Annotated in this window: 11 protein-coding genes; 6 read left to right on the top strand and 5 right to left on the bottom strand. The window is 42.4% G+C overall.

From position 1 onward, the window contains the following. Both AB4493_RS19575 and AB4493_RS19570 read left to right on the top strand, forming a co-directional pair. A partial coding sequence (locus tag AB4493_RS19575) for a nucleotide sugar dehydrogenase (protein ID WP_372155642.1) occupies positions 1-1,052 on the top strand: 1,052 nt, incomplete at its 5' end. Between the two features lie 108 nt (positions 1,053-1,160). Continuing rightward, positions 1,161-1,799 (top strand): TetR/AcrR family transcriptional regulator, encoded by a 639-nt coding sequence (locus AB4493_RS19570; protein WP_017063104.1) that lies wholly within the window; start codon positions 1,161-1,163, stop codon positions 1,797-1,799. A gap of 62 nt (positions 1,800-1,861) precedes the next feature. Here the strand turns inward: AB4493_RS19570 and AB4493_RS19565 are convergent, their stop codons facing one another. From AB4493_RS19565 to AB4493_RS19545, 5 genes are all read right to left on the bottom strand, one after another. Further along, on the bottom strand, positions 1,862-3,013 hold the full coding sequence (locus AB4493_RS19565) for a murein hydrolase activator EnvC (RefSeq protein WP_017066282.1): 1,152 nt from the start codon (positions 3,011-3,013) through the stop codon (positions 1,862-1,864). An 83-nt stretch (positions 3,014-3,096) separates the two neighbouring features. Then, entirely contained in the window at positions 3,097-3,918 is an 822-nt protein-coding gene (cysE, locus tag AB4493_RS19560) for a serine O-acetyltransferase (RefSeq protein ID WP_136974368.1), read from the bottom strand. 47 nt (positions 3,919-3,965) lie between these two features. Continuing rightward, positions 3,966-5,030 carry an NAD(P)H-dependent glycerol-3-phosphate dehydrogenase gene (gene gpsA, locus AB4493_RS19555; RefSeq protein ID WP_372155641.1) on the bottom strand — a complete coding sequence of 355 codons (1,065 nt, stop codon included), beginning with the start codon at positions 5,028-5,030 and terminating at the stop codon, positions 3,966-3,968. A 175-nt stretch (positions 5,031-5,205) separates the two neighbouring features. Further along, a complete protein-coding gene (secB, locus tag AB4493_RS19550) occupies positions 5,206-5,673 on the bottom strand; it encodes a protein-export chaperone SecB (RefSeq protein ID WP_004741403.1) in 468 nt (155 codons plus the stop codon). Positions 5,674-5,755: 82 nt separating this feature from the next. Next, on the bottom strand, positions 5,756-6,190 hold the full coding sequence (locus tag AB4493_RS19545) for a rhodanese-like domain-containing protein (RefSeq protein ID WP_004741402.1): 435 nt from the start codon (positions 6,188-6,190) through the stop codon (positions 5,756-5,758). A gap of 291 nt (positions 6,191-6,481) precedes the next feature. Between AB4493_RS19545 and rfbB the strand changes: the two genes are divergently transcribed. The 4 genes from rfbB to AB4493_RS19525 form a co-directional block, all read left to right on the top strand. Further along, a complete protein-coding gene (rfbB, locus tag AB4493_RS19540; protein WP_372155640.1) occupies positions 6,482-7,570 on the top strand; it encodes a dTDP-glucose 4,6-dehydratase in 1,089 nt (362 codons plus the stop codon). Continuing rightward, positions 7,570-8,463, top strand: coding sequence for a glucose-1-phosphate thymidylyltransferase RfbA (rfbA, locus tag AB4493_RS19535; RefSeq protein WP_372155639.1), 894 nt, complete (start codon positions 7,570-7,572; stop codon positions 8,461-8,463). The genes rfbB and rfbA overlap by 1 nt, the downstream gene beginning before the upstream one ends. Next, positions 8,463-9,353, top strand: coding sequence for a dTDP-4-dehydrorhamnose reductase (gene rfbD, locus AB4493_RS19530; RefSeq protein ID WP_372155638.1), 891 nt, complete (start codon positions 8,463-8,465; stop codon positions 9,351-9,353). The genes rfbA and rfbD overlap by 1 nt, the downstream gene beginning before the upstream one ends. Beyond that, positions 9,340-10,397: hypothetical protein (locus tag AB4493_RS19525; RefSeq protein ID WP_372155637.1), on the top strand; the 1,058-nt coding region annotated here is incomplete at its 3' end. The genes rfbD and AB4493_RS19525, both read left to right, overlap by 14 nt.

Here is a 10,397-nt window from a genome sequence, read left to right as displayed (position 1 = left end):
AAAGTGTGCTCGCGCCCTGGGTTGCAGACAATGAGATTGAACACTTTCTATCACATAAGGCGCTGAATTTCAGGGCGACAACAGATAAAGCGGCTTACAAAGATGCTGAGTTTGTCATCATTGCTACACCAACCGATTATGATCCAAAAAATAATTACTTTGATACCAGCTCTGTAGAATCTGTCATCAAAGACGTCATGGAGATCAATCCTGATGCGGTGATGGTTATTAAATCAACGGTGCCGGTTGGCTATACCGAGCGTATTAAGCAAGAGCTGAACTGCGAAAACGTCATGTTCTCACCGGAGTTTTTGCGTGAAGGCAAGGCCCTGTACGATAATCTACACCCATCACGTATTATCGTTGGTGAATGTTCTGAACGCGCTAAAGTGTTTGCGAATCTTCTTGTGGAAGGTGCGGAAAAAGAAAACATCGACGTACTGTTTACTCACTCAACGGAAGCAGAAGCAGTAAAGTTATTCTCAAATACTTATCTAGCGATGCGAGTTTCTTATTTCAATGAGCTTGATTTTTACGCGGAAGCGCATGGCTTGGATTCTCGTCAGATCATAGAAGGTGTTGGCTTAGACCCTCGTATCGGCAATCATTACAACAACCCTTCATTTGGTTACGGTGGTTACTGCTTACCAAAAGACACCAAGCAACTATTAGCAAACTATCAAGATGTACCAAACAACATTGTGGGTGCGATTGTTGATGCAAACCGTACCCGAAAAGACTTCATTGCGGATTCAATTATTAAGCGCTCGCCTAAAATTGTCGGTATTTATCGTTTGATCATGAAGGCGGGCTCTGACAATTTCCGTGCTTCTTCCATCCAAGGGATCATGAAGCGTTTAAAAGCCAAAGGCATCGAAGTCGTCGTGTATGAACCGGTATTGGAAGAAGAGCATTTCTTTAACTCGAAGGTTTATTCTGACCTAGAAGAGTTCAAAGCTGTATCGGATGTGATTGTATCTAACAGAATGGTAGAAGAAATCGCAGACGTTGCAGATAAGGTGTACACACGAGATCTGTTTGGCAGTGATTGATTCGGCTCTATTTTAGCTAATGCTAATTAGACCAGATGTTAACAGCTCGATCTATCCGTTTAGTGGCGATATACTGAACCCCTAAACGGATAGGGATACTAATAACTAATGAAAACACGTGACAAGATTGTTTACGCTGCTCTAGAGCTTTTTAATGAGCACGGTGAGCGTAGTATTACGACCAATCATATTGCTGAGCATATCGAGATTAGCCCTGGTAACCTCTACTACCATTTCCGCAACAAGCAAGAAATTGTCCGTGACATCTTTACTCTCTATTCGACAGAGTTACTTGAAAGGTTCACACCGATTCAAGGCCAACAAGAAAGCCTGACGTTACTAAAGACTTACTTAGATTCTATCTTCACACTGATGTGGAAGTACCGATTCTTCTATGCGAATCTGCCTGAAATATTGTCACGTGATGAAAAACTCCACCTTGATTACATGGCCGTACAAGAAAAGCTGCAAACGAATCTTGTCGATATCATGCGAGCCTTCGTTGAGTTGAACCTGCTCAAAGCAACGGATACGGAAATGAAATCGATGGTCACTTCTCTTCACTTGATCGCATCGGGTTGGTTGGCGTATCAGTCTGCGATGTCTCCAAAAGCCCAAATTACCGAGCAAGTCGTTCATCAAGGAATGCTGCAGATGATAGCGACCGTTAAACCAATTGCGACCGCGCAAGGTTTTGAACAGCTGACATTATTAGAAGATGGTGTAAGGGCGTTGAACTCTAAATAGAAAGAGACGAGTAAGCGGTATACGGGATTCGAAGAAAGATACTCGCATCCCGTATCTGCTCTTTATCGAACTAACCAACTCTTCGGGTTTTGGGCTTGGCTGTTTCTGCGAATCTCAAAGTACAGTGAAGGGCGCGTTTGGCCGCCAGTGTCACCAGCAAGCGCAATCGCTTCGCCAGCTTTAACCTTGTCACCTTCTTTCTTTAAAAGTGCTTGGTTAAAGCCGTAGAGCGTCATATCACCTTTACCGTGGTCAAGTAGCACCACTAATCCATAGCCACGCAGATACTCTGCAAATACCACCGTGCCAGAGTAAACCGATTTTACCTGCTGACCGTACTTGGCGTTTATCACCATGCCTTTCCAGTTAATTTGACCCGTTTGGCGTGAGCCGTAGTTATGCAGAACTTTGTCTTTGATTGGCCAAGGCAGTTTACCTTTGCGTTTGGCTAACCCATCCATAGGGACGGCATTACGTCGTTCTCGAGCCGCTTTTTCTGCTTTCGCTATTTCAGCTTTGAGGCGTGTTTCATTTCGCTGAAGCTCTGCTAGGTAATTCTTGTCACCCGAGATGTTTTTCTTGATGCTGCCAACCGTTTTCTTACGCTGCGTTTGAGTTTTGGCTAACGTATCGCGCTTGGTGGTTTGCTGTTTTAGCAGTGTTGCTATCTGTTCTTGCTCAAGTTGACGCTGTTTGTGGCTTTCTTCTAATTCAAGTTGCGTCTGTTCAATCGTTTTAATGGTTGCGGAGCGAGCTTTGGCAAGGTGCTGGTAATAATGACTGATGCGATCTTCTTCTACACCGGTGTTGAGAATGTGAGAAGAAGCCTTAGCTCGACTCGTCATGTAGTAAGTCTGAATGAGCTGCTCTAACTTGTCTGTCTGGACTTTTTTCTGTGCAGTGAGCGCTTTAATCTTTGTGTCTAAATTAGCAATATTAGCATTAGCAGTATTGAGCTGCTTTTTACTGTCTAGAATCGCTTTTTCAAGTGAAGCGATGGACAGCTCCTGCTTCTTGAGGTTTGCCTGTAGGCTATCGAGTTTCTTTTGCTGGGAAGAGAGCGCTTTCTGTTGACGAGAGATTTCGCTTGATACGCCTTTCAGTTCACCTTGAGATGCAGCAAATGATGATGAAGACAAAAGAGCAACACCAAGGCTGGCAGATATCAAAAGAACAGTGCTCATTGATTGAACGGGTTTCATCATTATCGTCATTTTGCTCTTATTAATAATCAGCATCTGCTGCGAGTCTTTTCGCATCTCGGCTATCGGCTATTCGTCGGATCCCGAATCTGCTCTTAAATCCCATCACCATGGATGAAGTTCTGAGAGCGACCGTTAAACCCCTGATCCATGTCTAAAGATGGCTTATCAGTTTTCGGCTTTCCAACAATTTTTGCAGGAACACCAGCGACAGTCGTATGAGGCGGAACGGCTTGAAGAACCACTGAGCAAGAACCAATTTTCGCGCCTTCACCCACTTCAATATTGCCAAGTATTTTAGCGCCGGCACCGATCATTACACCTTCTCGGATTTTAGGGTGACGATCGCCACCTTCTTTACCCGTACCACCTAAAGTCACGTCTTGAAGGATAGATACATCATTTTCAACTACGGCTGTTTCACCAATCACGATACCGGTGGCGTGGTCGAGCATGATCGCTTTACCGATACGAGCGGCTGGGTGAATATCCACTTGGCAAGCAACCGAAATTTGGTTCTGTAGGTAAGTAGCAAGTGCAATACGCCCTTGCTTCCATAGCCAGTTAGCCACTCGGTAACCTTGCAAAGCGTGGTAGCCTTTCAGATAAAGCAGAGGCATCGAGTACATTTCTACAGCCGGATCTCGAGTAACTGTCGCGCAGATATCACAAGCGGCCGCATCAATGATTGAGTCATCTTCTTCAAACGCTTGCTCAACCACTTCACGTACAGCCATGGCTGGCATCGAAGCCGTCTTTAACTTGTTAGCAAGAATGTAACTGAGTGCAGCCCCTAGGCTTTCATGGTTGATAATCGTGGCATGGTAAAAACTCGCAAGCATAGGTTCCTGCTCAGACTGCTGTCGAGCTTCTTTTACGATGCATTGCCAAACTTTTTGTTGTTCACAGTGTTTCATTTTTCCATCCATTTTATCTATTTCATTCCACGACTTAATAAGCGATGTTATCGCTCTGACTTCTTGTCTCGAGCAAGCAGATCTTGCGCAGCTAAGTGTGCATCCTTTCCTTGATACAGCACTTGATAGATTTGTTCAACAATTGGCATCTCAACACCCATACGTTCGGATAGTAACCAAACTTCTTTAGTGTTGCGATAGCCTTCGACCACTTGGCCGATCTCTTCTTGTGCAGTATCGACGTCTTTACCTGAACCTAAAGCCAATCCAAAACGACGGTTACGTGATTGGTTATCAGTACAGGTTAGTACTAGATCGCCCAGCCCTGCCATACCCATGAAGGTTTCTGGTTGCGCGCCAAGAGCAGCACCTAATCGGCTCATTTCAGCCAAGCCGCGAGTGATGAGTGCGGTACGTGCATTAGCACCAAAGCCAATACCATCCGACATGCCTGCGCCAATTGCGATAACATTCTTCACTGCGCCGCCAAGCTGCATACCAATGAAATCTGAGTTTGCGTACACGCGGAATGTTTTACCGCAGTGAATTTTTTCTTGAAGCTCTTCTAGGAAAACTTCATCAGGTGAAGCTACAGAGATAGCCGTTGGCATGCCCATCGCTAACTCTTTGGCGAAGGTCGGCCCGGATAGAACCGCTAAAGAGTAGCCATCACCCAGCACATCGTGCGCGACATCTTTAAGCAGGCGACCTGTTTCAGGTTCTAACCCTTTCGTTGCCCAGCAGATACGAGAGTTATCAGATAAATGAGGCTTTAAACTATTTAAAACGATGCCAAACACGTGACTAGGGACAACGACTAGGAGGTCACGACTGGCTGTTACTGCTTTCTCAAGGTCTGATTCGATGATCAGGCTTTCTGGAAAGTCGATATTAGGAAGAAACTCATTATTTGCACGCTCTGAGTCAAGACGTGCCATGTGGATAGGATCGTGCCCCCAAAGAACAACGTTTGCACCGTTACGCGCTAGAGATATGGCTAAAGAGGTTCCGTAAGAACCAGCGCCAATGACAGTCATGGCAATTTCTTTGCCGTAAGCGCTGTCTATACCGTAATCGTCTGCCGTGTTAGTCGGGCGAGTTGTATCTGTCATGCTTCCACCTAAAAATAATGAGGGAAATCGAAGAATTCTGGAAAAGCTTCCTAATAATCAGAAGGCTTTCTATCTTAGTACAGTGTAAAGAAAAAATGCACATCGCAGAAGTTACGATGTGCATTTAAGAGTTAACTAGCGTTTGAAACGTTAGGATTAAGTTCTACTTTGAGACTTAAGCCTGCTCGCCTTCAGCTTGTTGAGCTTGGTTCTGTAGGTAGTTCATGAACAAAGCATCGAAGTTTACAGGTGCTAGGTTCAGTTGTGGGAACGTACCTTTAACCACTAGGCTAGAAATCGTTTCACGAGCGTATGGGAACAGGATGTTTGGGCAGAATGCACCTAGGCAATGAGCCAGTTGGCCAGCTTCCATTTCGCTTGCAGAGAAGATGCCACCTTGTTGAACTTCACAAAGGAATGCTGTGTCATCTGCGTTCTTAACAGTGACCGTTAGACGTAGGATTACTTCGTACACACCTTGGCCAAGTTCACGGCTCTGAGTGTCTAGGTCCAGTTTTACATCTGGGTTCCACTCTTTTTGAAACATGTCTGGAGAGTTTGGCGCTTCGAAAGATACGTCTTTTAGGAAGATACGTTGGATTGCGAAGTTTTGTTGTGCGTCTTGTTGTGCTGCTTCAGCCATTTTCTTGTCCTTAAAAATTTAAATTGGGCTTGGTTCGTCATATTTGTCGAACAAAACCCGAAAGTTAGTTTATTAGGTCAGCTTACTTTTTACCTTTTACTAAAGGTAGATTAGCTTCGCTCCAAGCCACTAGGCCACTTTTCAGCACGCTTACGTTTTCGAAGCCTGCTTTAACCAGTAAGTTAGCGCTTTCTTGAGCGGTTTGACCTGTCTTGCATACTACGATGATTGGGTCAGCTTTACGGCTTTCAAGGCTTCCCAAGTTATTTGATTTGATGTCCGACGGCAAAATGTGAAGTGCGTCAGTAATATGGCCCTTTTTGAACTCATCTTTAGTACGAATATCAACCACAACGCCGTTCTCACGGTTAATCAGTTGTGTTGTTTGTGCTGCAGTGATCTCTTTGTACGCTGCGTTTGATGTCTTGATAACGTTCGCAATGATGGCAACAACCAAGCCGATCCATACGATGGCTAAAATCATATTCTCTTGAACAAATGGAACTAACTCTTGCATGTCTTGAACTCTTATTCATTATTGGGCGAAAAATTATAAGGTAGGAGTATAGCGAGGTTTGGAGTTTGGTGTACATAGAGAACTGAATCTTTAAACAGCATCAGGAGCAAAGTTTAACGATTTTTTTTGATTATATTTTCCGTTAGATAGATAATAGCCCTATTTACATTTTTAAATTTTAACGCGTAGTGTGGTTTTCGCTTTGTTACCAAAGGGCGGTAGCGTGTTTGGTAAAGATGCCTACACTATGCACAGTTCATGAATCAAAATAAGTTAGGTTAGGGGTTTTTTGTGAAGATATTAGTCACTGGCGGTGCTGGTTTTATCGGTTCTGCAGTTGTTCGCCACATTATCAGCAATACATCGAACAGCGTTATAAACGTTGATAAACTCACTTATGCGGGGAACTTGGAGTCACTTGTCGATGTTGATTCAAATGAACGTTATGCATTCGAACAGGTAGATATTTGTAATCGTTCAGAACTTGACCGTGTTTTTGCAGAGCATAAACCGGATGCAGTAATGCACTTAGCCGCTGAGTCGCATGTTGACCGCTCTATCACCGGTCCAGCTGCATTCATTGAAACGAACGTAGTTGGAACATATACGCTACTAGAAGCGACACGTGAGTACTGGAATACACTTGAAGATCAAGCGAAAGCAGAGTTTCGCTTCCACCATATTTCTACAGACGAAGTTTATGGTGACCTTCCTCACCCAGATGAGGTTCCAGAAGGTGCTGAGCTACCAATGTTCTTGGAGACGACATCTTATGAACCCTCTAGCCCTTACTCTGCTTCAAAAGCATCAAGTGACCATTTGGTACGTGCGTGGCTTCGTACTTATGGCTTGCCGACTATTGTCACTAATTGCTCAAATAACTATGGGCCATACCATTTTCCTGAAAAATTGATACCACTTGTCATCTTGAATGCTCTAGAAGGAAAAGATCTTCCTATCTACGGTAAAGGTGACCAGATTCGTGACTGGTTGTTTGTAGAAGATCACGCTCGAGCGCTCTACAAAGTCGTGACCGAGGGTAAAGTCGGTGAGACCTATAATATTGGTGGTCATAACGAAAAGCAGAATCTTGAAGTGGTTAATACTATTTGTGACATCCTTGATACGCTAGTACCGAAAGAGAGCAAATACGCAGAGCAAATCACCTACGTTCAAGACCGCCCAGGTCATGACCGTCGCTATGCTATTGACTCATCTAAAATGCAACGTGAATTGGGTTGGACACCGGAGGAGACTTTCGAAACGGGTCTTCGTAAAACAGTACAATGGTACCTAGATAATGCTAAGTGGTGTCAAAATGTACAAGATGGTAGTTACCAACGTGAGCGCCTAGGTGTAGTAGCAGGAGATATGAAGTAATGAAAGGTATCGTATTAGCTGGTGGCTCTGGTACTCGCCTATACCCACTTACACGTGGTGTTTCGAAACAACTCTTGCCGATTTATGACAAGCCAATGGTGTTCTATCCAATATCGACATTAATGCTTGCTGGTATTAAAGATATTTTGATCATCACGACACCTGAAGATAACGCTGGCTTTCAGCGTTTGCTTGGAGATGGCTCTGATTTCGGTATTAATCTTGAGTATGCAATTCAACCAAGTCCTGATGGTTTGGCTCAAGCTTTCATTATTGGTGAAGAGTTTATTGGTGATGACAGTGTGTGTTTGGTCTTGGGTGACAATATCTACTATGGCCAATCGTTTAGTGAGCAGCTGAAGCATGCCTGTGAACTCACAGAGCAAGGCTTGGCAACGGTATTCGGTTATCAAGTCAAAGACCCAGAGCGCTTTGGTGTCGTTGAATTTGATGAGAATATGAAAGCCGTTTCAATTGAAGAAAAACCAACACATCCTAAGTCAAACTATGCAGTAACCGGTCTCTACTTCTACGATAACCGTGTAGTCGAAATGGCTAAGCAAGTTAAGCCATCTCATCGTGGTGAACTAGAAATTACCACTCTTAACGAAATGTATCTAAATGACGGTTCTTTAAACGTAGAATTACTAGGTCGTGGTTTTGCGTGGCTAGACACAGGTACTCATGAGAGCTTACATGAAGCATCTTCTTTCGTGCAAACTATTGAGCATGTACAAGGGCTAAAAGTCGCGTGTCTAGAAGAAATCGCATGGCGCAACGGTTGGTTAAATGATGAGCAAGTTCTGACTTTAGCTAAACCAATGATGAAAAATGAGTACGGCCAGTATTTAACGCGTTTGGTTAATGAAGCAAAGAAAAAGGCTGAGGCTTAATGCGAGTATTAATCACCGGTTGTCACGGTCAAGTTGGTTCTTGCCTCACTGAACAGTTGGCCAACAATGAAAATATAACAGTGTTAGCGCTTGATAGACAGCACCTTGACATTAGCAATCAAGATGCTGTAAATGCAGTCGTTACTGAATTTCAACCTAGCGTTATTATTAACGCAGCTGCACACACTGCGGTTGATAAGGCTGAGGAGGAAGTTGCTCTCTCTTATGCGATAAATCGTGATGGTCCCAAATATCTAGCACAAGCCGCACAAACCATTGGTGCGGCAATTCTGCATATATCCACAGACTATGTCTTTGAAGGTAATAAAGTCGGGGACTATATCGAGACAGATCCGACGAACCCTCAGGGTGTTTACGGTGAAAGTAAACTGGCTGGGGAAATTGCTGTTGCACAATCATGTGAAAAGCACATCATTCTTCGTACCGCGTGGGTTTTTGGTGAAAACGGCAATAATTTCGTGAAAACGATGCTCAGATTAGGTGAGACTCGAGATGCATTAAGCATTGTCGGAGACCAGTTTGGTGGGCCTACATTTGCCGGTGATATTGCAAGTACATTGATTCAAATCGCGAAACGCATTACTCAAGGGAGTGAGGTTGAATATGGTATTTACCATTATTCGGGTTTGCCTCATGTCAGCTGGTTTGATTTTGCTGAAGCTATTTTTGATATTGCTGTTGAGCGAGGTGTTCTTGATAGCAAACCGAACTTGTCGAGTATTACGACTGAACAATACCCAACACCGGCAAAGCGTCCAAGTAACTCGAGACTCAATACTGAGAAAATTTCGCAATACTTCTTTGTTCAAGCGAGTGATTGGAGAAAAGTATTAAAAGTTATTCTAGGAGATGATAATGGACGTCATTAAAAGTAATAAATCACTATTACTTCTTTTTACTTTCTATGGGGCTTTATATGGAATTTGTGTCTTTGCTAATATAAATTCAAAAGAGTTTATGACTATCGATGAGAACTCAATTGTAAGTTCTCTCGAACAACTAACGACAAGTGCATTCTACAACATGAATGCAACTTATCATTCTCAATTTTATGGTTGGACATATTTCTCACTCAATTTTGTTTTAATTTCAATATTGAATGTTATCGGAGTCGATTCAGAAATAGGAGTGAATTTTTCGATAAGAGCTGTTGGTTTTATTATAGGACTAATTGTAATTACACTATTTTATAAGCTAACAATTCGGAGTGTGACGAGGACCAAAGCTTGTATACTAACTGCTTTCTTTATAGTAAATCCTGTAACCGCACATTTTTTTAATGAAATACACCCAGAAATGTTAGGTGTTTTATTTCAGTTAGCCGCTGTGGGATTGTTTTATAGTATTTATGTAGATAAAAAAAATATAAAAGGTGATTTTTACCTTGCTATATTGTTTTTATCTCTTTCTTGTCTAAGTAAGCAAGCATTCGTCGTTGCGAACACATTTATAGCTCTTTCTTTTTTCATATTGTACCATCTTGAAGTGAAAAAATTGCAGTTAGGGGAATTTATAAAAATAATATTTTTCTGCCTTATAGTATTCTTTTCTATATTTTTTATCATTCATCCCTATGCTTTTATCGAATTTGATAAGTTTTTCGAAGCTCAAAGATTTATATCTGAAGAGCACTCTTCGAAAAGCTTTGATATGGTGGCTGATCGATGGGTGCAAGAAATAATAGGCAACCCTCTTGTATTGATTAATTTTTTGCTACTTTTCTCTTTGTTGTGGTGGAGGAAACTTCCGTTATCGTATAATTTGAGTGTGGTATTTTGTTGTTTGGTCACTTCGATATATGCTTATAAATCTAGGCTATGGGTTACCGATAATTATTTTTTCCCAATCTATGTTTTTTACTTCTTTAATATATTTTATTTTATAAATTCAGTATATTTTAAAACTTATAAAAA

It is taken from the genome of Vibrio sp. 10N.222.55.A1, from assembly GCF_041473835.1.
GTDB classification, from domain to species: Bacteria; Pseudomonadota; Gammaproteobacteria; order Enterobacterales; family Vibrionaceae; genus Vibrio; species Vibrio crassostreae_C.
Note: the sequence above shows the minus strand (reverse complement) of the source record. Positions and strands in the feature narration are given on the sequence as shown.

Coding starts and splice junctions, on each gene's coding strand:
- AB4493_RS19565 (WP_017066282.1), bottom strand. CDS start 3,013: ATGACGATAATGATGAAACCCGTTCAATCAATGAGCACTGTTCTTTTG.
- rfbA (WP_372155639.1), top strand. CDS start 7,570: ATGAAAGGTATCGTATTAGCTGGTGGCTCTGGTACTCGCCTATACCCA.
- cysE (WP_136974368.1), bottom strand. CDS start 3,918: ATGAAACACTGTGAACAACAAAAAGTTTGGCAATGCATCGTAAAAGAA.
- gpsA (WP_372155641.1), bottom strand. CDS start 5,030: ATGACAGATACAACTCGCCCGACTAACACGGCAGACGATTACGGTATA.
- AB4493_RS19570 (WP_017063104.1), top strand. CDS start 1,161: ATGAAAACACGTGACAAGATTGTTTACGCTGCTCTAGAGCTTTTTAAT.
- AB4493_RS19545 (WP_004741402.1), bottom strand. CDS start 6,190: ATGCAAGAGTTAGTTCCATTTGTTCAAGAGAATATGATTTTAGCCATC.
- secB (WP_004741403.1), bottom strand. CDS start 5,673: ATGGCTGAAGCAGCACAACAAGACGCACAACAAAACTTCGCAATCCAA.
- rfbD (WP_372155638.1), top strand. CDS start 8,463: ATGCGAGTATTAATCACCGGTTGTCACGGTCAAGTTGGTTCTTGCCTC.